Origin of the sequence: Bradyrhizobium sp. CCGUVB23 (assembly GCF_024199885.1) — a bacterium.
GTDB lineage: Bacteria > Pseudomonadota > Alphaproteobacteria > Rhizobiales > Xanthobacteraceae > Bradyrhizobium.
In genome coordinates, this window is sequence record NZ_JANADQ010000001.1 from 4725199 (window position 1) to 4749746 (window position 24548).

The window sequence follows — 24548 nt, forward strand, 5'->3', positions numbered from 1 at the left end:
GCTGTTATCGGGAGATCGCCATGGACTGGCTCAGTCGGCTGTTCGAGATGATGCCGGTGCGCGGGCGGCTTGACTTGCGCTGCAACTATGGTGCCCCGTGGCGCATCGAGCAGGGGCCGGGTGAGGCCAACGAAATCCCGTATCACGCCGTGCTCGCCGGTTCCGCGCTGCTGGAGGATCCGGCAGGGGGCCGACCGCTGCAGCTGAAGCCGGGTGACATCCTGTTGCTCCCCGGCAATCCCCGGCACGTCATGCGCGACGGCAGCGAGGCCGCGCCGCTGCCGGCCCGCAACCGTACGTCCCTCAACCTCACGATCAGCGAAAATCTCGGTTCGGACGAACGGCTCGATCTGTTGTGCGGACACTTCGCGGTCGCTCCGCCGCACGACCGCCTGCTGCGCAGCTATCTGCCGCCGCGCCTGGTCGTGCATGTCGGCACTCATGCTGGACAGAAAGAAACGGCCGCGCAGCTCGCAGGCCTCGTCGCTCTAATGCGGAGCGAGTCGGCGGACGATCACCTGGGCGGACGCGCGATGCTGAACGCGCTGTCGATGGCGCTGTTCACGCTTGTGCTGCGGCTCGCCAGCGAGACGGAAGACGCTCCACGGGGGCTCCTTGCTCTCGCCGGTCATCCCCGCGTTGCACCCGCGGTGGCCGCTCTGTTCAACGAACCTGCACGCGCGTGGTCGCTGCCGGACCTTGCACATCTGTGCAGCATGTCGCGGGCCACGCTCGCCCGGCAATTCCAGGAGAAGCTCGGGCGCTCGCCCACCGATCTCCTGACCGACATTCGCATGACCCTCGCGGCGAACGAACTCAAGAAATCATCGCTTTCGACCGGCGCCGTAGCGGAGGCGGCCGGGTACCAATCCGAGGCAGCCTTCCAGCGCGCCTTCAAGAGCCACATGGGCTTCACTCCGGCGCAGTGGAGGAAGACACAGGAGTCGTCTGGCCGGGACGTCTTCGCAAGGCCGCCGGCGCCCGCCGATGCAACCCTTGCGAAGACATCCGAAGTGGATCCTTCTCTCAAGCGCAGGCCAGCGAGAGGCGGCGGTCCGCCCTCGCGGGCTAGCGAAGATTCGTGACGAGGTGCCGATCAGGCCGCGGGGGCGACCTCGGCCGCCGGGTAGTCGATGTAGCCGCGCGCGTCGCCGCCATAGAAGGTCGACCGGTCGTAGCGATTGAGGGGAAGGCCGCGGCGCAGCCGCTCGGGCAGATCCGGGTTGGAGATGAAGTGACGGCCGAATGCGACGAGATCGGCGTCCCCGGTCGCGAGGATGGCCTCCGCCGAAGCCGCCGCGAAGCCGCCTGCCGCAATCAAAGTCCGCGAGAACTTCGGCCGCAGATGCTGGGTGGCGATCGGCGCCTGGCCATGCGAGATCTCTTCGGTGCCCTTGATGCGCGGCTCGACAACGTGGAGGTAGGCGATCCCTGCGCGATCGAGCTCCCTCGCTACGTAGCCAAACGTTGTGGGCGAATCGCTATCCGACATTGATCCATAGGTACCGCTCGGTGAGATGCGCACGCCCACACGATCGGAATCCCAGGCAGAGATGGCCGCCTGTGTCACCTCGAGCAGGAAGCGGGCACGATTCTCGATTCCTCCGCCGTATTCGTCCGTCCGCTTGTTGGTTCCGTCCTGCAGGAATTGATCAGGCAGGTAGCCGTTGGCGCCGTGAATCTCGACGCCGTCGAAACCCGCTCGCAGCGCGCGCTCGGCGCCGGATCGAAACTCTTTGATGATGCCCGGGATCTCATGCAGTTTGAGGGCGCGCGGCATCGAGAACGGGGCTTCGCCGCGCTTGGTGTAAGCGTGGCCGTCGGCCGCGATCGCAGACGGCGCGACCGGTGCTTCGCCGTTCGGCTGCAAGTCGACATGCGACTGCCGCCCGACATGCCACAACTGCTGAAAGATCCGGCCGCCCTTGGCGTGGACTGCGTCGGTGACGCGCCGCCATCCGGCGATCTGACTATCCGAGTAGATGCCCGGCGCCCCGGCATAACCATTGCCGCGGATCGAGACCGGGGTGGCTTCGGAGATGATTAGACCGCCCTCGGAGGCGCGCTGTGTGTAATATTCGACCATCAGGTCGCTCGGAATATCGCCGGGGTCAGAGCGCATCCGCGTCAACGGCGCCATCACGACGCGATGGGACAAACGATAGGGGCCGATCCGGGTCGGCGTGAACAGTTTGGACATCGTCGTTTCCCTTGGGACAGATCGGGTGAAAAGACGGCGGCCGATGGTCGCGAAGAGCTTGCGCCCCACCGGCCGCCTCATGCGCCGTCACGCCTTGACGGCGACCGCCCGCTGGAGGACCGGGATCATGTCTTCAGGTTCGGGCCGGCGGGTGTAGTCGGGGTTCACTTCGGAGTAGAGGATCATGCCGTCCTGTCCGATGACGTAGCGGGCCGGCATCGGCAGCGTCCAGCTTGGATCGTCGTTGAATGTGGGCAGATCGTTCTTGAGCTGCTTGTAGAGCTCGACCAGGTAGTCGGGCATATTGAACCGCAGGCCGAATGCGGCGCCGACCTTGCCCTTTTCATCTGACAGGATCGGGAAGCTGAGCTTGTTCTGGCGCACCGACTTCCGGCTGTTCGGAGCGGTCTGCGGCGAGATGGCAACAAGTGAGGCGCCGTACTTGTCGAATTCCGGCTTGGCGGTTTCGAGCGCTTGCAGCTCCATGTTGCAGTATGGGCACCAGACTCCGCGGTAGAAGCTGAGCACCAACGGGCCGCGTTTCAGGAGATCAGCAGAGTTGACAATGTTACCCTCCGGATCCTTCAGCGAGAAAGAAGGCGCGACATCGCCCGCCTTCTTGGCGCGCTGGGCGACCCCTGACTCGATCAGTTCGGCGGTTGCGCGGTGCATCGTCTCGATGACCGAGTGAGGAACATTGTAGGGTGGCTTTCCGGCCTCGAAATCGGCTTTGAAGGCGTCGAGCTTGGCTTGAAGAGACATGGGCGGTTCTCCTTTGGCTTTACGTGGACCGCGGGGCTGCGCCGGGTCCAACGGTGGATCGAAGTCACGCGAAGAACCTAACGAAGAACGCCGTGGTGAGTAGCGATCATGCCAGACTAAGGATTATTCCCGCCAGGAATGCCTGATGAGACGGTTGACGTCGCCTCTACCAATGACGATCGAAGAACAATTTGACCAATAAGGATCAGCTGATTTTGAAGATGTTGGCAGTGGTCGCAATTGGTTCCGACCGCTGCCATATTGCTTGCTACGCCGCACGGACCTCAAGTGTGTGCGACCGACACCCGCATGGCTTCTGGCTTATGTAGACTGGTGACCAGCAACACTGCCGCGCCATTGACCCAATAGTACCAAGCGTCGAGGCCGCTAGAGCCCAACGTGAACGGTGCTATCAAGAAGACGACGCCGACGAGAAAATCGACGGTGAGATGAAACGAGTAGGGAAGAATGCGGATCACGCCCAGTTTGTGGTCGGTAAATAGCGTCAGAATGAATGCTGCCACACCTGTAACAACGCCAAGCCATTCTGCCAGAGGACTAGAGGTGCCTAGCCCGAGGATGAGGGGCAATGCAACCAGGCTGATGGCAACGGGATAGTCCAGGTAGGCGTGCATCGTCTTGGTAACGAATCGGGGATCCATGTGGGCAACTCCTGTCGGGTAATCAGATTGGGCGGTGTTCTTCTCAGTGCGCCAACCGATCAGTTGGTCCGAGTGGTGGGGCGGCTCTCAACTCGCTCTCCGCGCCGCTTCGACGCGCGGAAAATCGATGTCGGTTGCGGCAAGGTGGTTGAAGTAGTTCGTGAAGAGATTCAGGGCGACGTTGCCAAGGATCTCGAGCACGTCTTCATCGGTGAATCCGGCAGATTTCACCGCCGCGATCTCAGCGTCGGTGACCACGCCACGATTGACCACAAGTTTTCGCGCGAAAGCGAGGGCTGCCTTTGCCTTCGCATCCGAGGCGTCGCCGACAAGGCTGCGATTGATCTCGTCGGGCGCGAGCCCCGCCATCCTGCCGGACGCGCTATGTGCGGACGCGCAATAGTCGCAGGCATTGGCGCCAGCGGTGACCAGCGCGAGCTGCTCGCGCAAGGCCGCTGAGAGTTTGCCGGCGCCGATCGCACCCGAGAATGCCAGGTACCCGTTCAACACGGCCGGTGCTTGCGCCATGGTCTTGAGGATGTTTGGGACCTTGCCGAACTTGGATTTGATGACACCGAGCGTGGCGAGAACGTCAGCCGGAGCTTTCGCTGTGTCGACCTGGGAAATGCGTTGCATCATTGACTCCTTGTGGTTGGAAGGGCCGCTCTTGGCGGCACACCCCGCAACCTAGGAGCATCGAGGCGAACGGAAAGGTGCGTTGACCAAAGACGAGCTTGTCTGCAACGCAGTTGGGACGATCTGCAAATTCAACGATAATCCCGGCCTCCGATACTCGGTCGGCGGCACGCCAAAACGCTGGGCAAAGGCTCTGCTGAAAGCCGCCGCCGATCGGTACCCGGCCTGAGCCGCTATCTCCTTGATGCCAGCTTCGTTTGTGTTGAGTCGCAGCAAAGCCTTCTGCAGTCTCCATTCAGAGACGTAGGTCATTGGCGCCATGCCCAACAGCTCCGTAAATCGCTTGGCGAAGCGGCTCCGTGACATGCCGATTGCCTTCGCGAGGCGATCTACTGGCCAGGGATCGGTGGGTGCCTTGTGGACGAGTTCGAGCGCGCGGCCGATCCGAAGGTCCGTCATCGCTTTCATGATCTGAGCCAGCGCCGGATGATGTTCGATGCTCACACGCACGGCCTCGATAAAGAAGACTTCCGATAGGCGTGAGATCGAAGCGGCCGCGCCAAGCCCATCAGCGAATGATCGCCGCGCGACGAGACCAAGCGACTCATCGAGCAGGGCATGACGCGCCCGGTCGGCTTGGGTTATGACAATAACTTCGGGCAGTGCGCGAAGGAGCGGATGATCGGCACCCTGCGAAAAGCCTAGATGACCGCATACCATCTGTGTCGTCGCAAGCGGGTCACCCTTGCCGATCACGAAGGTGCCTTTGCCATCGTATCCCGACTCTTCGACTACTTGCTCGAGCGATGCCGATGTGCGGCCACCGCTGTCGGCGAGTACATGTTGCTGGCCGCGAGGAATGAGCGCCAGATCGCCCGGCCCCAAGTTGATGCTACGGCCCGACGCGAGGCTGATATGACAGCGCCCCTGGATCACAAGATGGAAGCGCGCGGCTTGCTCGTAGGCCGGAACAGTGATGGCCCAGGGCGGCGAATAGTCCGTGCGAAAGTACAGCGTTCCCCTGAGCCTGATCGTCTCAAAGACATCGCTCAGTACGTCTCTCATGCCGATCGTCCCCTTCAGTCAAACGAGTGCATGTTGGCAGGAGCGGCGTCATTGCGTCCGCCGAGGGGGCCACACATGATGATGGGCCGTTCAGAGCGCGCTCATGCCGCCGTCGACGACAAGATCAATACCGGCGACGTAGCTACTTTCGTCGGAGGCGAGAAACAGGGCGGCAGCTGCGATCTCCTCAGGATTTTCGAGCCGATTGAGTGGAACGGCTCGGATGAAGTTGGCACGGATTGCATCAGCGCCTTCCTTCGTTGCGGCTTGGGAATCGATAATTGGCGTGTCAACAGGCCCCGGGCTGATCGCGTTGACACGGATGCCGCGATCCCTGAGCTCAGCGGTCCATGTGCGCACGAAGGAACGGACGCTGGCCTTTGTCGCACTATAGGCGGTGTAGCCAGGGATACCTTTGAATGCTGCAATCGAGGAGATCACAATGATGGAGCCGTCATTGCGGATCAACGAAAGCGCTTTCCGAACCGTAAGGAGCAACCCTCGCACGTTGATGCCAAAGGTCTTGTCAAAATTCGCTTCGGTCACATCGACCAGCCTCTCGGGCGCGATGAATCCGGAGTTGGCAACAAGGACGTCGATCCCGCCTTTTTCCTTACCGATTCTTGCATAAAGGCGAGTGAGGTCGTCGAGGGATTGCACGTCACCTGGTACTGCCGTGACATCGTGTCCGATCAGGTGGACTGCTTGTTTGAGCTCGCTCTGGCGGCGCCCTGTAATGTAGACATAGGCTCCCTCCTTCACGAAGCGGTGCGCTGTCGCCAATCCGATGCCACTACTGCCGCCGGTGACGACAGCGACCTCACCTTGTAATTTGGGCATTGTTCTTTCCTCCTGTGTCAAGTTGGTCGGGTTGGCCGTGGTGCTGAGGTAACGGGGAGGCAGTCCGACCAGCTAGGCAGGCTGGATGAATAGACCTCATTCCCGCGTCGGAATATTTGCGACTTCGCATCAGGTCAGCACCGGCGACAGATGATCAGCTTGCGATCCAGCTCCTGGTCGAGCTGCTGTTGCTGGCGCTCCCATGCCGAGACGGCCCCCGATTGGGGGACATCGACCCGGCGCGGTTGCCGATGGCCGACTGGAGCAAGCCAGGGCAGGTGCGAGGTCAGTACCATGGACTGGCTCGTTGCATCCGCTGCCCTGGCATCGGCACGATTTGAAGTCGTGCTAATCGGCAGATCGGGAAAGATGCTGACAGCTTCGTGCGGATTGGTCGCATTTGCTGGCGAAAGCAGGCCGACAAGGACGAGACCTGCGGCGGCCGTGCGTATTGTGCGTTTCAGGATCGAGATGCGGGACATGGCAACACTCCTCGGCGGGAGGCTCGAGATGAGCAACTCCGTTGTGCGCCACCGTACTAGTCCACCCTAAAGCGCTGAATGCCGCGCGGGATCGAAGACATGCTCGTTCGTCTCATCGGCCGGCGCTCGTGGCCGCAATGGCCGGCCGTCTCTGCTTGACTTGGCGTCCCGAACCAGCCAGTGATTGTTGCGGCTCGAACCACTTACTCGTAGCTCATAGAGTTCACTATCCGACGAATTACCGGCGCGGCGAACAGCACAACGGGCACCATCAAGGCCCAGGACGTCAGCCAAGACCCGAGCCAGCTGAGGATGAACGCGCCTTCCTTGACAAAGTGAAGATTGTCTACACCGGAAGCAATCGCGGCTGTGAGACCGGACTGGATTACGCCGAACACGAAGTGCTCGTGTTTGCGGGATATCTTTGGCAGAAGGTGCGTTGTCATGCTGCTGCGGACTTTGCTTTCCGATTGATCTCCAGCCTTCGATCGACGAGGGTTACGACTTCCTCGAGGATTGAATGCCTCATGCCTTCTGCTTTGCGACAAGCTGAACCAGTTTGTCCGCCCGTTCGATGTTAGGAGCGCCATTTTTCAACGCGCGAGCGGCTGACGCAGGACGCAATAGACTGTTGGCGGCTGCAGCGTGCTTCTCGAAGCTGACCAACTCGTCACGCGAGGCGCCAATACTAACGCGTCGAGCACGAAGTCGTAGATGGATCGCGAGGCTTCAAGGTCCGAATGGACAGCGTCTCGCGCAGTCCTCATCCCGCCTTCTGCAATGCGCGATAGTTGCCGGCCATCAGCGATCGCTTTCAGAAGTTCTCTAAGGCCTTGCGATCCCTATTGTGGCTCCTTCATCGCTAAGTCGATGAGGTCGAAGTTTTGCGGATCGAGCGGCTCCCGCCGCAGATACTCGGCCGGGCAGCCGCCGCGAATCGAGTCGACCGGTTCGCTTCGGCCGCCAACCGGAATCCTGACACGAAACTCTTCGGAATTGATGAGGTCCGCCTCCACCGGAAGGCAAACCAGCTTAATTGAATGACCGCCGAAGAGAATCTTCGACGCGAGAAGAAAACCGTACGATGCACCCTGGATAATGTTGTACTTGGACATGGAGAACTTCCTTCAGCTTGATGGTGATATCCTTATCTTGCTGGGCAGCCGCTACGCCGGGACTGACGAAAGGATCTCGGCAAGTGCCGAGAGTCCATGGACTCGATAATCGGGCGCCAGGCCGAGCTCGTCCATTTGCGTGCGCAGAGCCTTGAACATCGTCAACGGCAGCACAAGCTCACTATTCTGGCAGGCTTCCGCCATCGCTTCAGGCGACACCCGCTCAATCCAGATCGTGTTCAGTCCAACCGACTTTGCCCCGATGACATCCCATGGATTGGAGGAAACGAACATGACCTGTGCGGGCGTGATGCCGAGCCGGTCTTTGATCAACGAATAGGCCTCCGGGCTGGGCTTGAATATCCGCTTAGAGTCAATGCTGATGGTTGCGTCGAGAATTGCGTCCAAACCGGTATTGCGAACGAGGGTGTTCAGCATACCCGAGCTGCCATTCGATAGTATGGCGAGCTTGTACTGCTTCAGATCGGTCAGGGTCTGCCTCGCATCCGGATAAAGATCGAGGTGCACGTGCTTGTCCATGATCCGCTCGAACACGCCGGCATCGTACTTCAGACCGAGACTTCTTAAGGTGTATGCGAGCGATTCGCGGGTAATGACTGAGAAATCCTCATAGCGACGCATCAGGGAGCGTAGCCAGGTGTATTCGAGCTGCTTGATGCGCCAGACCTGCGTGATCATTTCACCATACCCGGGAAATGCCCGGTCGGCTGCCGAGGCGACCGACTGAATGTCGTAAAGGGTGCCATAGGCGTCGAAAACTACTGCTTCGATGGTCACTCGTTAGCTCTCGTTCGGGTGATGTAGGTTTGTGGGAAGTTCGCAGGATTGAAAGCGATCAGGACAAAGCCGAGATTGACCGAACATCACCTGCGCGGACAACCGCCGCGGCCGCTTTGCCAGTGAATCCGCTAGCCGCGATGAAGGTGCGGCTGAACTTCGGTCGCAACGTCGCAGCGAGATCCTCCGCAAAGAGGCCGGGCCTGTGCAGCGCGCGGACAAGCGGATTTTGAGTGGTGGCGGCAAGGGTAGTCATTGTCGTGATCCTTTCATATTCGAGATCTGACTGGCGCACGGTCGCTTCACGCGACTGCGGGGAAGTCGATCTCTGTGTCGTTGATGCCGTTGAAAACGTCGGTGAAGATTCTGACCGATTTCGAAAACGGCGGCGTGAAAGGGATTTCGATCGTTCCCCAATGCGAGCAACTAACCATGCGTGGAGATCCACCTGAGATGTTGGAGGCGAGGCTGATGTCTATCAACTCCACGTCCGTGTACCCAGTTGCCCCGATCGTCGCGAAGTCGTCCTCGTCTCTCGTGGTTCTGCTCGTTCGTGCCATAGAATGGATGAAACGGACTAGCGCGTCGCGTTCGGCATGTCCGGCTGGCTCACGATCACGGATTGCAGCGGCGGTGTTCGGCACACTGCCAAACGCTCGTTTAATCTGGATATGGATTTCTGTGGTGGCGGTGGCGGATTCGAGATGCGGGACTGAAAGACGGGACATGGTGACACTCCTTGGTTCGGGTTGAGCGACGATTGCGGAGCGATTGTATAAGCCGGCCGGAGACGTTGAATGTCTTTTTGTCTCTATTGCATGCTCAGTCGTCTCAAAATGCGACGGTGCTTTCGGAAAGATGCAGATCCGGAGGCGGTGCGATCTGCGCGACCTCAATAGTGCATGAAGGTTGCCGATGGCCGACCGGAGCAAGCCAGGGCAGTACCATGGAGCGGCTCGCTGCAACCCCCGTCTTGGGGGCGGCATGATCTGAGGTCGTGCTGAGAAAAATGCTGACAGCCTCGTGCGGATAGGTCGCATTTGCCGGCGAAAGCAGGCCGACAAAGATGAGACCTGCGGCGGCCGTGCGCATTGTGCGTTTCAGGATCGAGATGCGGGACATGGCGACACTCCTCGGCAGGCGGCTTCGGATGAGCAACTCCGTTGGGGCGTTACCGTACTCGTTCACCCCAAGCGTTGAATGCCGCGCGGGATCGAAGACATGCTCGTTCGTCTCATCGGCCGGCGCTCATGGCCGCGACGGCCGACTTACCCGGTCATGCGTTGAACGCGCGTTCGAAGAAGTCCACGAACGCTCGCGCCTTGGCCGTCGCAGTGCGCCCGGTCGGAAGCACGGCCCACAGGTCGAGGGCCGGGAGGCTCCATTCTGACAGGACCGCACGCACGGCTCCCGATCTTAATTCAGGGCTGAACATCCACTCCGACGCGATGGTGAGGCCTCCATCGGCAAGCACCGCAGCTCTTACGCCTTCCGCAGCGCTCACCCGCAATCTGCTATGAACGGTCACGGCCAATTCGGAGCTTTCGCGCCGAAACGACCAAATGCTGCCTTCTTGGAGATAAACGACGGCCTGATGTTTGCTTAATTCACTTGGGGTCGAGGGCGTGCCCGCGCGATCGAAGTAGGCAGGCGTCCCCAATACCAGGCGCTTGCATCTTGCGATACGGCGGGCCGTCAGCGCCGAGTCCATCATCTTTCCCATCCGGAGGGCCACGTCGATGCCCTCCTGGATGAGGTCGATCTGACGGTCGTCCAGAACGACCTCGAGGTCGAGCTCCGGATTCTGCGCCAGGAATTTCGGCAGTAGCGGAATGAGATGGATGCGGGCGAAGGTGACGGCAGCGCAGATACGCAATCCGCCTTTCAGTCCGGCGCCGGCCCCGCGAGCGGCGAGCTCGGCCTCGGCCGCTTCTTCAAGGGCGCGCCTGGCACGCTCCAGATAACCGAGCCCAGCCTCCGTTGGGGTGAGGCCGCGCGTCGAGCGCGTCAGCAGCTTGACCCCGAGATACTCCTCCAGCTGCGCGACCGACTTCGAGACCGCCGGTTGCCCCACCCGAAGCTGCCGGGCCGCTCCGGAGAAGGACCCCGTTTCGACGACCCGCACGAACGTCTCCATCGAAGCCAGGCGATCCATCCTATTCTCCCCAGGAATGAGCGATATCGCTCCGTTCTATCTGCCATGCCGCGCGAAAATTGGCCATCTCTCCAGGCATCCGAGCGATCGCTCGCGAGGAGAGAAAGCGATGAGCACCCATGAACACCCGATCGTGATGCCGGTCCGGACCGCTCGTGCGGGCTTAGGCCGTATGACGCGCGCGAAGGCCGTCGCTCTCCAAGTCGTTCAGACTCTGAACGGGACGGCAAGGGATGCTCTGCTCGCGTATGCGATGACGGGCAGTGCGGTGGCGAGCCTCGCCATCATCGCTGCGCCGCATCTGGAGATGATGCTGCGTTGCATCTTCCATGGCCGGGGATAAACGGGCGCCGGCCGCCCGTGGCGCCTTCCGTGGTTGACAGGGCCTCGCCGGGACATTGAATCAGGCGCGGCGGGCAAACGCCGACAAGCGGAACCAGGATGTCTCGAATGGAGCAACCGATCGAACGCCGAACGGCGGCTACCTCGCAGAGCCGCACATTCGACCGGGCCAGCCTTCCGGGCCAGGTCGTACTCGTGCTGCAGGGCGGCGGCGCATTGGGATCCTACCAGGCCGGCGTGTACCAGGCTCTGCAAGAAGCTGGCATCGAGCCGGACTGGATCGTCGGCACGTCCATCGGAGCGATCAACGCCAGCCTGATCGCCGGAAACGCGCCGCAGGACCGGCCGGCTCGCCTCATCGAATTCTGGAGTAGGGTGCAGCGCGCTCACCCGTGGGACTTGCATGGCGTATTGCCGAGATCCGCCGACAAATGGTCCTACTGGACGACGCTGACGCACGGCATACCCGGCTTCTTCATGCCCAATCCGTTCGCCCATGCTGGTGACCGCTACCCCCTCGGCACGGATCACGCCGGCTATTATTCGACGGCGCCGCTTGAGGCCACTCTCGCCGAGCTCGTCGAATTCGATCTGGTCAACAAGGGAAGCCCGCGCCTCACTGTTGGGGCGGCGCATGTGCGCACCAGCCATATGACCTATTTCGACAGCCGGCATTGCAAGCTTGACGTCAAGCACATCATGGCCTCCGGCGCGCTGCCGCCGGCATTCCCGGCCGTCCGCGTCAACGACGAGCTTTACTGGGACGGTGGTATCCTCTCCAACACGCCAACTGAGGTGGTGCTCGACGACAATCCTCGCAAGGATTCGCTGATCTTCACCGTCCACCTCTGGAATCCAGTGGGCGCCGAGCCGACCAACATGGCGGAGGTCCTCAACCGTTATAAGGACGTCCAATATTCCAGCCGGATCGCAAGCCAGATCACGCGACACCAGCAGACGCATCGGCTGCGCCACGTCATCAACGAACTCGCGTCGCGATTGCCCGACGGCGAGCGCAGCAAGCCTGAAGTCAGGGAATTGCTCAGCTATGGCTGCCAGACCCGCATGCACGTGGTCCAACTGCTGGCGCCGCAACTCGACTACGAGGACCATACCAAGGACATCGACTTCAGCCCTGCTGGGATCAGGCAACGCTGGGACGCAGGCTACGCGCACACGAGGGCCGTGCTCGCGCGCGAGCCTTGGGTGGGGCAGTTTGACCCGTTGTCAGGCGTGATTCTTCACGAATCCAAAGCGTTGACCGCGCTCGCGGCCGAATGAGGCATTCGCCGCGAGGGCCGTGTGCAGCTATGCGCTCTCGGCCACGCTCAACTGAAAGAGCCGACCGGTTGCGTCGAGGTCCTCGACACGCCATTTGCCACCGACACCTTTGATGATCCACCTGAGCAGCGCCCACAAATCGGTATCGACATTGGTGTCGTCCAGGGTCTCCAGCGCATAGGGCAGAGCGTAGATCTCGATCCCGTCCGGAAACGGCTCACCGCTCCGCCCGATGAACACGAGCGCGTAGATCATTCCAGAAGGAGCTCGCACGTAGCCAGGTCGCGAAAGGCCTGCAGCATCAAGAGAGAACTGGCGCACGAAGAATTGCCGGAATTCCGGATAGTGCCCGACCCGATCCTCAGTCAGCACAAGCGCCCTTCTTGTTCCGTTAAGCTCGGGATTAACGATGATTTCGATCTGCGTCATGACTGTCTCCCCTCGATGCGGTCGAGGAAGCGGTTGATCTTCTGCGCGATCTCGGCACCGGAATCCTCCTGCAGGAAATGTCGACCCGTCACCAGTTCGGGCCCCTCAGCGTGTGGCAAAAGTTCCTTGAAGCGTGTCGCGAACGTCTTGTGATCGAACACCTCGTCCTCTTTGCCCCACACAAGAAGCGTCGGGAGTTCCGACTTCTTCAGCTCGCGCTCGAGCCATTCGAAGCGCGCGAAGCCGCGTGCGCTCTCATCGAGCGGTATCCAACGCGGCCAGGTCCACGTCAGAAGACGCGACCCCGGATCCGGCAGTATGCCTTCGTAGATGCCCTGAGCCATGGCTGCGAATTTCTTTCGATCGACCACCGACAAATACATGCCGCGGCCGGCGAGGGCGTTGTGCCGGCCGAGAAGATAGGGACCGACGACAGGCGCGTGCATTATGCGCCAGGGGAATATCCGTTCGTGGAATTCGGCCGGAGGAAGCGGCCACGCCCACGTGCTCATGATGACCAGAGCGCGCACGCGGTCGGTATTGGACAACGCAAATCCTAAGCCCGTCGGGCCGCCCCAGTCGTGGCAGACCATGGTGGCGTCGCGGACATCGAGCTGGCGCAGCAGGCTCGTCAGGTTCGCGATGTGGCCGTCGAGAGTATGCGCCTGTTCGCGCACAGGCTTCTCCGAGAGCCCGAATCCGATCATGTCCGGAACGATGACACGTCGCCCGGCCGCGGTCAGCGGCTTCACGAACTTCCGGTACAGAAATCCCCATGCCGGATTTCCATGCAGAAGAACCACCGGAGCGCCGGCGCCCTCGTCGATGTAGTGCATGCGCCAGCCGTTGACGCGTCTGAAATTCGGTTCGTACGGCCATTCGGCGTGCTCGAAGCGCGGGGGGCGACACTTGCGACCTCCTGGTTCGTTCATTTGCGGTTCTCCTATCCACGCATGGCTTCCCTGGACACCGATCGGTGGTTGGGAACGCGTCACCCATTTCTTACGGCTTGGGCTGGTGGCGAGCCATTCGCAATGCGGCAATAGGCCTTATTCCATGGCGGAATGGGCTCGTCAGGAGAACGCTCACGCCTCTTCCGCTCGAACTCGGGGGGTGATGGCACAGTCTCGCCCTGGGCGGATGGTACCGAGACCTGCCCGTGCCCGGGCCGGTGCTCCAGGCCGCGCCAGCATCTCCCTACACAGCCTTCAAAAACTGGCGCTCAGCCGCGCCCAACGGCGTGGTGGTGATGCGCCTACATTCCAACCGCGCCCCTTCATACTGACGAACTGCGCGCGGCTTTCAACATGCAAAGGAGGTCCTTCATGCCCTCCGACGGGCCTGAAGAATGTATCGAAAAGGTGTTCGAACGAATAGCGGCGTACCTAGTTCTCAATTCATGTCGGCAGTCTTGATCTCAGGGGCAGGAATTGCGGGCGCCACGCTGGCGTTCTGGCTCAAGGCTGGGGGATTTGAGCCGACGTTGATCGAACGGGCACCCGCCTTGCGCACCGGCGGATACGTCATCGACTTTTGGGGGCTTGGATATGACATCGCCGAGCGCATGGGTTTGATCGGCGAGATTAACCGTATCGGCTATCACGTGCAGGAAATGCGCATCGTGGATGATGCCGGTCGACGTATCGCCGGCTTTGGCACGAGGGTCTTTTCCGAACTGACCGGTGGACGCTATGTGACGCTTCAGCGGAGCGATCTTTCACGCCTGTTGTTCGAAAGTATCAAAGGGGATACGGAAACTCTTTACGGCGATGAGATTGTCGCCATCGAAGAGCGGTCGGACCATGTGAGAGTCGAGCTAAAGTATGCTGGCCCACGCCGGTACGATTACGTTGTCGGTGCGGATGGCCTGCACTCTGCCGTGCGCAAACTTGCTTTCGGCCCACAATCGCAGTTCGAGACGGATCTCGGCTATCGAGTCGCCGCCTTCGAGGCCCGCGGATATCATCCACGCGATGATGACGTGTATCTGATCTACGGACAGCCGGGCCGCATGATCGGGCGCTTCACACTACGTGACGATCGCACGCTGTTCCTACTTGTTTTCCTTGCGGCTGATGCCGACCTGCCGGCGACACAAATGGCGCAAAAGGCGATGCTTCGCGACGTCTACCGCAACGATGGATGGGAATGTGCCAGCATGCTCGCCGAGATCGCACAAACCAACGAACTCTACTTTGACAGAGTGAGTCAGATTCGAATGCCAGAGTGGTCTCGTGGCCGCATCGCGCTGGTCGGCGACGCCGCTTTCTGTGTGTCGCTGCTGGCAGGCCAGGGCTCGGCACTCGCGATGATCTCCGCCTATGTTCTGGCTGGTGAACTCGCGGCTGCGCAGAGCCGGTACGAGCAAGCTTTCGGCCGATATGAGGCGCTGTTGCGGAGCTATATCGCAACCAAGCAGCGCGGCGCTGTACGCTTTGCCGGGGCCTTTGCGCCGCAGACGCAAATCGGCGTTCATGTCCGCAATCTCGTGGTCAGGGCCTTCGCCATCCCTGGTGTGGCTAGGCTTGTCGTCGGCAGGGACATAGCAGACAAGCTGCAACTTCCCGATTACGAATGGCCTACCTCGATTAATTGGGCGTCGCCCAACGCTCGATCTCAAGCTCAGGATCAAGCGCAGCTTTGATAGCCGTTTAGTCAGAAGCAAGACTGAGCCTTGCGACAAGAAGGGACGCAAGAGCCAAGATCGCGCCCACGCCTGCAACGCAGGCGGGCCATCCGAAATGGTCGAACAATTGGCCAAGCACGGCGCTCCCGACTAGACCGCCGAAAAAATAGCAAGCGAGATAGGTGCCGCTGGCAACCCCGCGATTTGTCCGTGCCGCTTGCCCAACAAAGCCGGTGGCGCAGGCTTGTGCGAAGAAGGTGCCGACCCCAACCAGGACCATGCCGGCGAGCACGTTCGCAAGGTGCGATGAGAGCATGAGCGGCAAGCCTACGCAGCGACTACGAGACCGCCCCAAAGGGAGGGTCGCATGCCAAATAGTGCCACGGCCTTGCCGGCCAGCAGAGTCGTGACAATCAAGGGGAAGAATACGAAATAGACAAAGCCGACCCCCATCATGCCCAGCGACAGCGGAGCACGTACCAGCACGAAGTTGACGTAAGTGAATGTTCCGATGAAGGCGAATAGGATGCAGAAGCCAAGGCCAAAGGTGGCGCGCAATGCCGAGTCGCGCCAATGCTCAATCATCGCTGACAGCGGCGATCGCGCCGGCCCGCTCGAATGCATGGGCTGGACGCGCTTGATTGTGAAGTAAACCAACAGCGCACCTGCGAGGTTGAGCAAGGCGAAGAAATAGAAATTCGTCGCCAGGCCAAGATTGTCGGCAAGCGTCGCGGATACGAGCCGCCCGATCAGATTGCTTGCGACGTTCCCCGTGATGCAGGCTGCGAAGGCGCCGCCAGCATCCATCGCACTGCATTGCTCACCGAGATAGGCCAGCGTCAGCAGACATCTCGCATACGCCGCTCGCAACCTAACGCTTTCTGACATCTTTGCGACCTTTGCCTTCGTGGCGATCGGGCTTCTTCTGCTGCGCTCGCTGTTTCAGCCGAGTGAGGACGAACAGGCTAAAGACGCTTGAGGTTGGATCGGTGTCACAATAGTTGCTGTTGGGGTCTTCGGGGTGCTGCATGTTGCGCGCTCGCCCTAGCCACCTAAATGTGGAGCCTCAAGAGGTGAGGATTGCCTGTCTACTATCTCGCCAAGCGGGGCACCGGATTCGGCAGGTACGGTACGCGAGCATAGGCGCTATTGCCGATGACAAGTGCAACTCGATTGTCGGCGAAAGCTGGCGTGGCAAATACGCTGAAAAACACAGCAGCGAAAAAGGCAAATAGCACGTCTCGGTGCATAAGCCCCTCCCGAAGGATACAAGCAATTGATCTTACACCCTACTGTGTTCGGAAACGTGAGAAGATCACAGAACCGACATTGGGTCAGCTTTTGGCCCTCTTGCGACATATGCGGTGCCACGCTGGTTCGGTCGCAAGCGGGGCGAAGCGGACATCGGATGTCGGTCATGATAGGCGGAATTGGTCGAGAATGACCCACAACAGACCTGGAGGACTGGTCAGGGATTTGGCAGTACCGAGGGCGGTACGCGCTCGCCGGCTGCCGCTGTCGGCAACGTCACAACTTCATCCACAAGGTGATCAACGCCGCGTGCAGCTCGATCACCATCTACTTCTGGAAGGTAATGCCCCAAAAGTGAATTTTTGTGTCAGCCGCTCGACCATTCGTCGACCATTCGGAGCCTAAATTATCGCGCTGCGGTAGTTCTATCCGTGGCTGCGCGTTTGCAGTAGACTTCCTGTGCAGCGTGCTTGCGTGACGGACTTATGTGTCGTATCGGCACGAGTCCCGTCGACAGCCGTCTGCGGCTGCCGAACTACTCGCCGCAGAACAGCGCCCGCGTTTGCTTAATCCTGACCTGCGGAACGGGCGGAGGTGCTTTCCCGGCGAGAGGCGCACACACGCGCGCTTCACAGTAGACCGGGAGTAGAAGCCATGAGGAGCAAACATCTTCTAGCTATCACGCTATTGCTGCCGTTCCTGGCAACGTCGAGCCTTGCAAGCGCCGGCCAAATCTACGGGCATTGGCAAAAAACGACTCGGCTGCCAGCGAGGGTAGCAAATGCCCAGGCTGGGCCGTTGATTCCAGACCAATACCGGACTTTGAGGCCCTGCACCTATCAAGGTGGGCCAAAGACTGGCGCTTGGTCCTGCTGGTGATGCGCCGACTGGTTACCGCACGAGTAGTCATCGCGGAAGGCGCCCCCGTGGCGAAGCATCCAAAAACCAGCGCTGAACTTGAAGATATGATCCTTCAGAAGCTGTTGATCGGCGGCGCTTACGTATCAGTTCGCCGCGACCCGATCTTCGGCTGGCAGGCGACGGTAGTCACCGCGCCGAAACATGCCAAAGGAATTCAGGAGCGCGCCGACACGATCGCTGCCGAACTTCGCAAGAAGTTCACGCTGAAGGCTTGATGGGCTTACGGGGGGCATTGGCATCGTCCGAACAATGGGTGTGCGTGTCCGCTTGCTCGTATGCACACTCCACTGTCGTGGACGTCGTGGGCGTACATAGGCCAGACAGCGACCACCAGGCAGGGCGGTTGGGTCAACCGCGCAGTTCTTGTGCTCGCCTTTGGTCCGATGACTGTGGAAGGGAGCGATGTCGACAAGACTCTGCGCTACTCTGCTACTCCAATGGCTGCTGCTGCGGTCAAAAACGTGCGCGATCAGGTTCACTGCCCACTTTGCCGCATATCCGAGTGACGTGACCCGAATTTTCAAGCCAACCGTGGCATAAGCCCGCTTGGGCGGTGTTAATCGTCACAGCCTTCCACTTCCGGGGCGGGAGTGTTTGGTATGCCTCGCTCGCCATCCATCGTGCCGAAAGATTTAGACGACGACACCTACATCGTGCTGGACGCCTCCGGGACTTGGGTAGGGCGCACCTGGTGCTACGGTGAGGATAACCACGAAACACTGATCCGCGACCTCTTGGACGGCCGGTATTGCCCTCCGCTGCGCATCGTCTGTTTCAACACCACCGAAGGCTGGTCGCGCGTTGTAACGACAGACATCGTCGCTGAGCTGCAGCGGCGCTCGGCCGAAGGGGAAACTGTCCCAGCCTTTCTGCATATTTGTTGCAAATGGCCATCCCCGCAGAGAAGAAACACCCTGGAGCTGCGCGCCGCCCAAAACGACCTCGCTAAGGGAGAGCAGAGGCGAGGCAGCGCGCAAGATTCACCAAAAACGGTTCGTCCTAGGCGGCGCGGTCGAGCGCGGCTGGCTCGAGTTGCGCGAGAGCGGCACCTAGTTGCGGCTCTCAAAGACAGAGGCCGCCAACTGAGGCCTGCCTTACTTTTCGCGGCTCCGAATGATCCGATACACTGGCTCACGCTCCAGCAATTCCATCTGCGCGGCCATATCGTTCCATTGCTTGGCGTGTCCCTGACGGAAACCCTAATCCGGCTGGTACGTGAGGTCGAATCGCGCAATGCTTCTGTCTCATGAGAGAAGCTTACAGCCTGGTCTGGTCGGTGCTGGTCCTATTGTTCCGGTCGCGGGTCTCGTTGGAAGCTGAGATCCTGATCCTTCGTCATCAACTTAATATCCAGCGACGGCATGTGCCGAAGATCTTTGTTGGTCTGTATCGTTTGGTGCCAAATACCATCAAGGCGTTCACGATTGTGACGCCGGATACCGTCATCCGCCGGTTTCAGATCGTATTGGCGCTGGAAATCGCGGCACCGCTGCGGGCGACCAACTGTACCGTTGGAAATTCGCCGGCTGATCCGCGAGATGAGCATCGCCAACCCGTTGTGGGGAGCGCCGAGAATCCATGGAGAGCTTCTCAAGCTCGGCATCGAGATCGGCCAGACCAGCGTCGCCAAGTATATGGCACGGAGGAGGGGCCCTCCCTCGCAGGGATGGAAGACGTTCCTTCGCAACCATGCGGATGGCATTGTCGCAATGGACCTCTTCGTCGTGCCGACGGTCTCGTTCCGACTGCTCTCTGGTTTGCTGATCATAGGCCATGGCCGGCGGCACATCCTGTGGTTTGGGGTGACCGCCCACCCGACGGCCGAATGGCTCGCCAATCAGCTCACTGAAGCCTGTGGCTGGGAGCAAATCCCTCGTTACTTAATCAGGGACCGCGATCGAGCTTATGGCGAGATCATTGTCCGCCGGGTTCGGTCGATCGGCATTCGAGACCGCCCGACGTCTTTCCGCTCACCCTGGCAAAACGCCTACGCAGAACGGTTGATCGGTTCAATCCGGAGGGAATGCATTGATCATGTCGTAGTCTTCGGCGAACGACATCTGCGCCACGTTCTGCTATCGTACAAAGATTACTACAACGCCACACGCACTCATTTGTCATTGAACAAGGATGCCCCGGTTCCTCGCGGCGTTGAGCGGGCCGGGAATATCGTATGCCGACCGGTCCTAGGCGGACTGCACCATCAATATGGCCGGATGTGATTTACGGTAGCCACATCTCTTCAACGACTAATTCGATCCCGCTTGGTGCTAAATTATTGGAAGTGCTAAAACATTGAGCTGGGGGCAGGGCGATTTGCAACCCTGTTCCTGTTAACGCTAGAGACTATCCGGGCGTCAAAAGGCGAGGCGGACACCCCCTGTACGTAGCAGTAGTTTTTGATGACCATTCGACTTGACTAGGAGAGGAATTCCGAGCCGGTCGGTCGCCGTGCTATCACGCCAGTACGTAGCGTGAAAACGCAAGGGATTGCCGCGCGGCTTCGTCTAGCTGCGCTTCATCGGCATTGTCGCTGAGGTCGCGCCACACCTTGATGTCGCTGCCGATGCCGCCACCCATCTTGACGAAGGGCTCCATGACGACGGTGCCGTTGTAGCCGATCTCGCGCAACGCCGACCCGATTTCGTGCCAGGGCAACCGCCCCTTGCCGGGAACGCGGCGATTGTTCTCGCCAGTGTGGAAATGGCCGAGGAGAGGACCGGCGGTGCGGATCGCCTGGCCGAAGCTGTCCTCCTCGATGTTCATGTGGAAGGTGTCGAGCATCACCTTGACGTTCGGCTTGCCAACCTCGCGCACGAAGGCGACCCCCTCCGCGGCGGTGTTCAAGACATGGTTCTCGAACCGGTTGAGGACTTCCAGACAGAGGTCGATGCCGAGGTCGGCCGCGAAGTCCGCCAGGCTGGCGATCCCCTCTAGGCCGCGCGCTCGGTCTCCCGGTTTGTCGACGGGTTTGGAATAGTCGATCGGCCAGTAGGAGTGAAGGGCGCCGCCGATAATATGAATATCGAGCTTTGCAAGGTTTGTGAGCGTTTCTTCGAAGAATGCACGCCCCGCCCGTCTGATCTCGGGATCGGGAGACGATAGATTCCTCTGCGGCGACGGACCGAGACCCGAGGTGAGCGTGATGCCGTTGTCGCGGGCTGACCGGGCGATCTCTGCGATACGCGCCGGACCATAGCTATTTAGATGATGAGCAGCGATTTCGATCACGTCGAATCCGAGCTTGGCGACCTTCCCTACGTATCTGAGGCAGTCGGCGCTCCACTCCTGCTCCCAGTACGAGTAATAAATGCCGAACTTCATTTGCGCCTCCAGTCTCACAGAGCGATTATAGCTGTAAGCGACCACACCGTTGGCTGGTGGAACCGTGTTACGCGCGTGCCGTGATGCCGCGCGGACTAACGCGGTGCGGCGCTACTTCTTGACGCTTTCGAACAACCCCCTCAGCATCGGCGTGCCGGATCGCAAGACCATCACCGCGACCAGAAAAAGGCCCCAGACGGCGGTGGAGAGATGCTGGTTCGCGCCGAGCAAATTGAGGCCCGACGACAGGGTCTGCAGGATGATCAGCGATACGAACACCGGCGCGACGCGGCCAAAGCCGCCGAACGGATCGACGCCACCGAGAAAGCACGCAAGCACGGTCACGAGCAGCAGCGCGTCGCCATGTCCGACCCGCACCGAATTGAACCGGGTTAGCATCACGATGCCGGCCAACGCACACATCATGCCCGACAGGGCGTAGAGCAGCGTGATCGAGCGTTTGACGGGAACGCCTGAGTATTCGCTCGCCCTCGGATTGGACCCGATCATCGCTACGGCGAAGCCGTGACGCGTGCGCGCCAGCAGCACATGCCAGAGAATTGCCGCCGCTATAAGCACGAGCATCGGCACGGGAATTCCGAGGATCGCGCCGTGGCCGAATTCGCGCAGGAAATCCGGAAAGCCGGAAATATCCCCGCCGCGGGTCAAAAATTCGCCCAGGCCCTTGAGGAAGATCATCATCGCGAGCGAAGCCAGGATCGGATGGGCGCCGAAATAGGCGATCGTCGCGCCCATGGCCGCCCCCGAAGCCCCACCAACGGCCAGCGCCGCTCCAACGCCGACGACGAACGCAACGACGCCAGCGTCCGGACCGCCGTTCATGTTGAGGATCCAGGCGAGAGTCAGCCCGCTGAGATTGGCGATCGCGATAATCGCGAGATTGATGCCGTTGGCCATGATCGGCGCCAGCATCGCCAGGGTCAGCAGGCCCAAGTCTGGCAACTGAAACGCGATTGAATTGAAGTTCGCGGCGCTCAGGAATTGCGGCGACGCCAGCCCGAAGGCGACCAAAGTGAGGGCGAACAGTCCGAGTAATCCAAGAACCTCGCGCCCAAACGTGTGATTCACACGTTCAGTGAGTTTTGGCATGACCGCGCCTCCTCGATCCGCCGGCAAGCCGCGCGACCAGACCAACGTTCGTGAGTGAAATGGCGGCCAGGATCGTCAGTCCGATTACCATCTTGAAGGCGTAGGGTGAAACGCCGAGGAGATTGAGCCCGTTCTGGACGACCGCAACGAGCAGCACGCCGAGGAAACACCCCAGAACCGAGCCGCGACCGCCGCCGAGCCGCGCACCGCCCAGAACCACAGCGGCGAGCACGTCGAGCTCACGACCGATGAGGGCATTGGGAACGACTTCCTGGGCGACATTGACCTGCATCAGGCCGCCGATCCCCGCCATCATTCCCATCCAGCTGTAGGCGATGAATTGCATCCTAACCGTCGCGACGCCGGCGCGCCGCGCACCTTCCGGATTGTCGCCGAAGGCATAGAGCTGTCGGCCGATGGTGGTGCGGGAGATCAGGAACCAGGTCGCCGCCATTGCCGCGACCATGGCGGCGACCGGCAAGGTGAGTGCGCCGCCATCGCCGAGCGAGAGGACAGCGACGCGGTCGGTCCACCAGTCCGGCAGATTGTAGATCGATTTGCCAGAGGTCGTGAACATCAAAAGGCCGAACAGGGCATTGAAGGTTGCGATGGTGACGACGATGGAGATGATCCGGAAGCCAGCGATGAGGGTGGCATTGATGCAACCGATGGCTACCCCGAATGCGCCGGCGAACAGGACGCCGAGGAGCCAGTTTCCACCGCCAAGGGCCAGCAACGCCAGCGCCGTGAGGTATTGGACGACCGATGCGCCGACAGCGAAGGAAATGTCGATGCCGCCGGTGATCAGGACGACCAGCAGGCCGACGGCCCAGATGACATTGACGGCATTATTGTTCAGTAGCGACGCGATGTTTCCGGCGCTGAAGAAGCTCGGCGAAGCGAAGCCCAGAAACAGCGCCAGCACGACCAGGACGATGAAGATGCGCGCCTCGCCCTCGTGGTTCCGCAGATAGTCACGCATAGACGGCACGCTCCAGTTCGGCGATGGATATGCGGCGCGGGTCGTATTCCGCGACGATGCGTCCGTCCGCCATGTGGAGGATTCGGTCGGAATTGAAGAAGACCTCGGGGGCTTCGTCCGAAATCATCAGGATGGCGATGCCGCGGGCGGCGAGCGCACGTACAATCCTGTAGATGCCGTCGCGCGCGCCAACGTCGACGCCGACCGTCGGGCAATCGAGGATCAGCACCTTCGGCGAGATGGCGAACCACTTCGCGAGTACGACGCGCTGCTGATTACCGCCCGATAGCGTCGAAACAGCGTCTTCCGGTCTCCCGATCTTGATAGCAAACTCCGTGACGCCCTTCGCGACGGCTGCGGATTTCCTCGCATCCGAGATGAGGCCGCCGGCGTTGGAGATCGTTCGCAGAGTCGTGATCACGGTGTTGTCGGCGATCGATTGCGGCTGCACCAGGCCAAGGGCGAGGCGGTCCTCGGAGACATAGGCGATGCCCGCGGCGATGGCGTCGCGGTTACTGGCGAAGGCGACGGGCGAACCGGACAGCCGGATCGAGCCGGTGTCGGCGCGCGTCATGCCGAACAGCGTATGCGCAAGTTCGGTGCGACCCGCGCCGATCAAGCCGATGAGGCTGATGATTTCGCCGGCGCGCACAGTCAGGTTCACATCCGCGTATTCGCCTGCGCGCGTCAGCCCAGCGATTTCGACGACGATCGGCGACGCGCCGACATCTCGGGCGGTAACAGTCTGGTCGAACCGCTTGCCCGTCATCAGTTCCGTTAGCCGCGACTGCGTCATGCCAGCTGCGTCGAACACGCCGACCAATCGCCCGTCCCGCAGAACCGTGACACGACGCGACACCTCGAGCACTTCCGCAAGCCGATGGCTTACGAAAACCACGGCGACGTTGGCTGCGGAGAGCGTCCGCACGACAGCAAGCAGATGGTCGGTTTCGGCTTGCGTGAGCGAGGCGGTCGGTTCATCCATGAAGATGAGCCTGGCATCGCTCGCGAGCGCGCGGGCGATCGCCACCACTTGCCGGCCCGAGATGGGCAGGCTCCTCAACGGTGTGTTGAGGTCGAGTTGCACGCCGAGTTTGGCGAGGGCGAAGCGAGCCGTCTTGCGTATCGCACAGTAATTCACCAGCCGCGATGCGCCCACGAGGCCGTCAAAGGCTATGTTCTCGGCCACGGTCATTTCGGGGAAGAGCGCCAGGTCCTGCCAGATGACCGCCACGCCCTTGCGCCGGGCGATGGGCGGCGTCGGCGCCGCGACGCTCTCTCCGAAATAGTCCATGCGCGCGCCCGGGGCCGCCCGGTAAACGCCCGCGATTACCTTGATGAGCGTGCTCTTGCCGCTGCCGTTTTCGCCGGCGAGGCAATGCACTTCGCCGCGCCCGACCGAGAAGGACACGTCGTCGAGTGCGCGCACGCCGCCGAAGCGCACCGACACGTGCTCAAAGCGGATTGCGTCGGAAGCGGAGGGGGAGGGGTGTGACGATGGCGCCGTCATGTTGTCATTGTCAACGCGTGGCCTGGAGTGCCGTCGGGAGTTTGCGCTTTGCAGCGG

Annotated in this window: 26 protein-coding genes and 2 pseudogenes; 7 read left to right on the forward strand and 21 right to left on the reverse strand. The window is 60.8% G+C overall.

Translation table 11 applies throughout. From position 1 onward, the window contains the following. Positions 1 to 20: 20 nt before the first annotated feature. Positions 21 to 1085, forward strand: a complete 1065-nt coding sequence (locus NLN62_RS21755; protein ID WP_254110131.1) for an AraC family transcriptional regulator — start codon at positions 21 to 23, stop codon at positions 1083 to 1085. Positions 1086 to 1096: 11 nt separating this feature from the next. On the opposite strand, the gene NLN62_RS21760 is transcribed toward NLN62_RS21755, so the two are convergent. The 14 genes and pseudogenes from NLN62_RS21760 to NLN62_RS21825 all read right to left on the reverse strand — a co-directional run bounded on the left by NLN62_RS21760 (position 1097) and on the right by NLN62_RS21825 (position 10715). Then, the gene (locus NLN62_RS21760) at positions 1097 to 2200 is read right to left on the reverse strand and encodes an alkene reductase (RefSeq protein ID WP_254110132.1); all 1104 of its coding nucleotides are present in this window, start codon (positions 2198 to 2200) and stop codon (positions 1097 to 1099) included. A gap of 87 nt (positions 2201 to 2287) precedes the next feature. Beyond that, a complete protein-coding gene (locus NLN62_RS21765) occupies positions 2288 to 2962 on the reverse strand; it encodes a peroxiredoxin-like family protein (RefSeq protein WP_254113610.1) in 675 nt (224 codons plus the stop codon). 284 nt (positions 2963 to 3246) lie between these two features. Continuing rightward, complete coding sequence (locus tag NLN62_RS21770; protein WP_254110133.1) at positions 3247 to 3624, reverse strand: hypothetical protein; 378 nt, start codon at positions 3622 to 3624, stop codon at positions 3247 to 3249. Positions 3625 to 3711: 87 nt separating this feature from the next. Continuing rightward, entirely contained in the window at positions 3712 to 4260 is a 549-nt protein-coding gene (locus NLN62_RS21775; RefSeq protein WP_254110134.1) for a carboxymuconolactone decarboxylase family protein, read from the reverse strand. Positions 4261 to 4311: 51 nt separating this feature from the next. Further along, the gene (locus tag NLN62_RS21780; RefSeq protein WP_254110135.1) at positions 4312 to 5325 is read right to left on the reverse strand and encodes an AraC family transcriptional regulator; all 1014 of its coding nucleotides are present in this window, start codon (positions 5323 to 5325) and stop codon (positions 4312 to 4314) included. Positions 5326 to 5415: 90 nt separating this feature from the next. Then, complete coding sequence (locus NLN62_RS21785; protein WP_254110136.1) at positions 5416 to 6165, reverse strand: SDR family NAD(P)-dependent oxidoreductase; 750 nt, start codon at positions 6163 to 6165, stop codon at positions 5416 to 5418. A gap of 134 nt (positions 6166 to 6299) precedes the next feature. Then, complete coding sequence (locus tag NLN62_RS21790; RefSeq protein WP_254110137.1) at positions 6300 to 6647, reverse strand: hypothetical protein; 348 nt, start codon at positions 6645 to 6647, stop codon at positions 6300 to 6302. 203 nt (positions 6648 to 6850) lie between these two features. Continuing rightward, positions 6851 to 7045 (reverse strand): DUF2798 domain-containing protein, encoded by a 195-nt coding sequence (locus NLN62_RS21795; RefSeq protein ID WP_254110138.1) that lies wholly within the window; start codon positions 7043 to 7045, stop codon positions 6851 to 6853. 44 nt (positions 7046 to 7089) lie between these two features. After that, positions 7090 to 7762 (reverse strand): annotated as a pseudogene (locus NLN62_RS21800) (hypothetical protein). A gap of 51 nt (positions 7763 to 7813) precedes the next feature. Next, positions 7814 to 8560 (reverse strand): haloacid dehalogenase type II, encoded by a 747-nt coding sequence (locus NLN62_RS21805; RefSeq protein WP_254110139.1) that lies wholly within the window; start codon positions 8558 to 8560, stop codon positions 7814 to 7816. A gap of 58 nt (positions 8561 to 8618) precedes the next feature. Continuing rightward, complete coding sequence (locus NLN62_RS21810) at positions 8619 to 8816, reverse strand: hypothetical protein (RefSeq protein ID WP_254110140.1); 198 nt, start codon at positions 8814 to 8816, stop codon at positions 8619 to 8621. 46 nt (positions 8817 to 8862) lie between these two features. Next, positions 8863 to 9288 (reverse strand): hypothetical protein, encoded by a 426-nt coding sequence (locus NLN62_RS21815; RefSeq protein ID WP_254110141.1) that lies wholly within the window; start codon positions 9286 to 9288, stop codon positions 8863 to 8865. 103 nt (positions 9289 to 9391) lie between these two features. Next, on the reverse strand, positions 9392 to 9682 hold the full coding sequence (locus tag NLN62_RS21820; RefSeq protein ID WP_254110142.1) for a hypothetical protein: 291 nt from the start codon (positions 9680 to 9682) through the stop codon (positions 9392 to 9394). 154 nt (positions 9683 to 9836) lie between these two features. Then, on the reverse strand, positions 9837 to 10715 hold the full coding sequence (locus NLN62_RS21825; protein WP_254110143.1) for a LysR family transcriptional regulator: 879 nt from the start codon (positions 10713 to 10715) through the stop codon (positions 9837 to 9839). A 109-nt stretch (positions 10716 to 10824) separates the two neighbouring features. On the opposite strand from NLN62_RS21825, the gene NLN62_RS21830 reads away from it, so the two are divergent. Together NLN62_RS21830 and NLN62_RS21835 are read left to right on the forward strand one after the other, a co-directional pair. Further along, complete coding sequence (locus NLN62_RS21830) at positions 10825 to 11058, forward strand: hypothetical protein (protein ID WP_254110144.1); 234 nt, start codon at positions 10825 to 10827, stop codon at positions 11056 to 11058. 107 nt (positions 11059 to 11165) lie between these two features. Then, positions 11166 to 12338, forward strand: a complete 1173-nt coding sequence (locus NLN62_RS21835) for a patatin-like phospholipase family protein (RefSeq protein WP_254110145.1) — start codon at positions 11166 to 11168, stop codon at positions 12336 to 12338. 27 nt (positions 12339 to 12365) lie between these two features. Here NLN62_RS21835 and NLN62_RS21840 read toward each other — a convergent pair whose 3' ends face one another. Together NLN62_RS21840 and NLN62_RS21845 are read right to left on the reverse strand one after the other, a co-directional pair. Then, positions 12366 to 12767: a hypothetical protein gene (locus NLN62_RS21840; RefSeq protein ID WP_254110146.1), complete on the reverse strand. Its 402-nt coding sequence runs from the start codon at positions 12765 to 12767 to the stop codon at positions 12366 to 12368. Further along, positions 12764 to 13699 (reverse strand): alpha/beta fold hydrolase, encoded by a 936-nt coding sequence (locus NLN62_RS21845; protein WP_254110147.1) that lies wholly within the window; start codon positions 13697 to 13699, stop codon positions 12764 to 12766. The genes NLN62_RS21840 and NLN62_RS21845 overlap by 4 nt, the downstream gene beginning before the upstream one ends. 467 nt (positions 13700 to 14166) lie before the next feature. On the opposite strand from NLN62_RS21845, the gene NLN62_RS21850 reads away from it, so the two are divergent. Further along, positions 14167 to 15411 (forward strand): FAD-binding domain, encoded by a 1245-nt coding sequence (locus tag NLN62_RS21850; protein WP_254110148.1) that lies wholly within the window; start codon positions 14167 to 14169, stop codon positions 15409 to 15411. 7 nt (positions 15412 to 15418) lie between these two features. Here the strand turns inward: NLN62_RS21850 and NLN62_RS21855 are convergent. Then, positions 15419 to 16236, reverse strand: a pseudogene (locus tag NLN62_RS21855) (MFS transporter); the annotation flags it as partial. A 1271-nt stretch (positions 16237 to 17507) separates the two neighbouring features. Between NLN62_RS21855 and NLN62_RS21860 the strand changes: the two are divergent. The 3 genes from NLN62_RS21860 (at position 17508) to NLN62_RS21870 (ending at position 19787) form a co-directional block, all read left to right on the forward strand. Then, positions 17508 to 17780, forward strand: coding sequence for a hypothetical protein (locus tag NLN62_RS21860; protein WP_254110149.1), 273 nt, complete (start codon positions 17508 to 17510; stop codon positions 17778 to 17780). 384 nt (positions 17781 to 18164) lie between these two features. After that, positions 18165 to 18815, forward strand: coding sequence for a hypothetical protein (locus tag NLN62_RS21865; RefSeq protein ID WP_254110150.1), 651 nt, complete (start codon positions 18165 to 18167; stop codon positions 18813 to 18815). A 288-nt stretch (positions 18816 to 19103) separates the two neighbouring features. Continuing rightward, positions 19104 to 19787: an integrase core domain-containing protein gene (locus NLN62_RS21870; protein WP_254110151.1), complete on the forward strand. Its 684-nt coding sequence runs from the start codon at positions 19104 to 19106 to the stop codon at positions 19785 to 19787. A gap of 235 nt (positions 19788 to 20022) precedes the next feature. On the opposite strand, the gene NLN62_RS21875 is transcribed toward NLN62_RS21870, so the two are convergent. The 4 genes from NLN62_RS21875 to NLN62_RS21890 all read right to left on the reverse strand — a co-directional run bounded on the left by NLN62_RS21875 (position 20023) and on the right by NLN62_RS21890 (position 24491). Further along, positions 20023 to 20889, reverse strand: coding sequence for a sugar phosphate isomerase/epimerase (locus NLN62_RS21875; RefSeq protein WP_254110152.1), 867 nt, complete (start codon positions 20887 to 20889; stop codon positions 20023 to 20025). Between the two features lie 111 nt (positions 20890 to 21000). Further along, positions 21001 to 21999: an ABC transporter permease gene (locus tag NLN62_RS21880; protein WP_254110153.1), complete on the reverse strand. Its 999-nt coding sequence runs from the start codon at positions 21997 to 21999 to the stop codon at positions 21001 to 21003. Continuing rightward, positions 21983 to 22981 carry an ABC transporter permease gene (locus NLN62_RS21885; protein WP_254110154.1) on the reverse strand — a complete coding sequence of 333 codons (999 nt, stop codon included), beginning with the start codon at positions 22979 to 22981 and terminating at the stop codon, positions 21983 to 21985. The genes NLN62_RS21880 and NLN62_RS21885 overlap by 17 nt, the downstream gene beginning before the upstream one ends. Continuing rightward, positions 22974 to 24491, reverse strand: coding sequence for a sugar ABC transporter ATP-binding protein (locus NLN62_RS21890; RefSeq protein ID WP_254110155.1), 1518 nt, complete (start codon positions 24489 to 24491; stop codon positions 22974 to 22976). The genes NLN62_RS21885 and NLN62_RS21890 overlap by 8 nt, the downstream gene beginning before the upstream one ends. Between the last annotated feature and the right edge of the window lie 57 nt (positions 24492 to 24548).

Bases quoted from the DNA above. Each gene is read 5' to 3' on its own strand.
- NLN62_RS21755 (WP_254110131.1), top strand. From the start codon at position 21: ATGGACTGGCTCAGTCGGCTGTTCGAGATGATGCCGGTGCGCGGGCGG.
- NLN62_RS21760 (WP_254110132.1), bottom strand. From the start codon at position 2,200: ATGTCCAAACTGTTCACGCCGACCCGGATCGGCCCCTATCGTTTGTCC.
- NLN62_RS21765 (WP_254113610.1), bottom strand. From the start codon at position 2,962: ATGTCTCTTCAAGCCAAGCTCGACGCCTTCAAAGCCGATTTCGAGGCC.
- NLN62_RS21770 (WP_254110133.1), bottom strand. From the start codon at position 3,624: ATGGATCCCCGATTCGTTACCAAGACGATGCACGCCTACCTGGACTAT.
- NLN62_RS21775 (WP_254110134.1), bottom strand. From the start codon at position 4,260: ATGCAACGCATTTCCCAGGTCGACACAGCGAAAGCTCCGGCTGACGTT.
- NLN62_RS21780 (WP_254110135.1), bottom strand. From the start codon at position 5,325: ATGAGAGACGTACTGAGCGATGTCTTTGAGACGATCAGGCTCAGGGGA.
- NLN62_RS21785 (WP_254110136.1), bottom strand. From the start codon at position 6,165: ATGCCCAAATTACAAGGTGAGGTCGCTGTCGTCACCGGCGGCAGTAGT.
- NLN62_RS21790 (WP_254110137.1), bottom strand. From the start codon at position 6,647: ATGTCCCGCATCTCGATCCTGAAACGCACAATACGCACGGCCGCCGCA.
- NLN62_RS21810 (WP_254110140.1), bottom strand. From the start codon at position 8,816: ATGACTACCCTTGCCGCCACCACTCAAAATCCGCTTGTCCGCGCGCTG.
- NLN62_RS21815 (WP_254110141.1), bottom strand. From the start codon at position 9,288: ATGTCCCGTCTTTCAGTCCCGCATCTCGAATCCGCCACCGCCACCACA.
- NLN62_RS21820 (WP_254110142.1), bottom strand. From the start codon at position 9,682: ATGTCCCGCATCTCGATCCTGAAACGCACAATGCGCACGGCCGCCGCA.
- NLN62_RS21825 (WP_254110143.1), bottom strand. From the start codon at position 10,715: ATGGATCGCCTGGCTTCGATGGAGACGTTCGTGCGGGTCGTCGAAACG.
- NLN62_RS21830 (WP_254110144.1), top strand. From the start codon at position 10,825: ATGAGCACCCATGAACACCCGATCGTGATGCCGGTCCGGACCGCTCGT.
- NLN62_RS21835 (WP_254110145.1), top strand. From the start codon at position 11,166: ATGGAGCAACCGATCGAACGCCGAACGGCGGCTACCTCGCAGAGCCGC.
- NLN62_RS21840 (WP_254110146.1), bottom strand. From the start codon at position 12,767: ATGACGCAGATCGAAATCATCGTTAATCCCGAGCTTAACGGAACAAGA.
- NLN62_RS21845 (WP_254110147.1), bottom strand. From the start codon at position 13,699: ATGAACGAACCAGGAGGTCGCAAGTGTCGCCCCCCGCGCTTCGAGCAC.
- NLN62_RS21850 (WP_254110148.1), top strand. From the start codon at position 14,167: ATGTCGGCAGTCTTGATCTCAGGGGCAGGAATTGCGGGCGCCACGCTG.
- NLN62_RS21865 (WP_254110150.1), top strand. From the start codon at position 18,165: ATGCCTCGCTCGCCATCCATCGTGCCGAAAGATTTAGACGACGACACC.
- NLN62_RS21870 (WP_254110151.1), top strand. From the start codon at position 19,104: ATGAGCATCGCCAACCCGTTGTGGGGAGCGCCGAGAATCCATGGAGAG.
- NLN62_RS21875 (WP_254110152.1), bottom strand. From the start codon at position 20,889: ATGAAGTTCGGCATTTATTACTCGTACTGGGAGCAGGAGTGGAGCGCC.
- NLN62_RS21880 (WP_254110153.1), bottom strand. From the start codon at position 21,999: ATGCCAAAACTCACTGAACGTGTGAATCACACGTTTGGGCGCGAGGTT.
- NLN62_RS21885 (WP_254110154.1), bottom strand. From the start codon at position 22,981: ATGCGTGACTATCTGCGGAACCACGAGGGCGAGGCGCGCATCTTCATC.
- NLN62_RS21890 (WP_254110155.1), bottom strand. From the start codon at position 24,491: ATGACGGCGCCATCGTCACACCCCTCCCCCTCCGCTTCCGACGCAATC.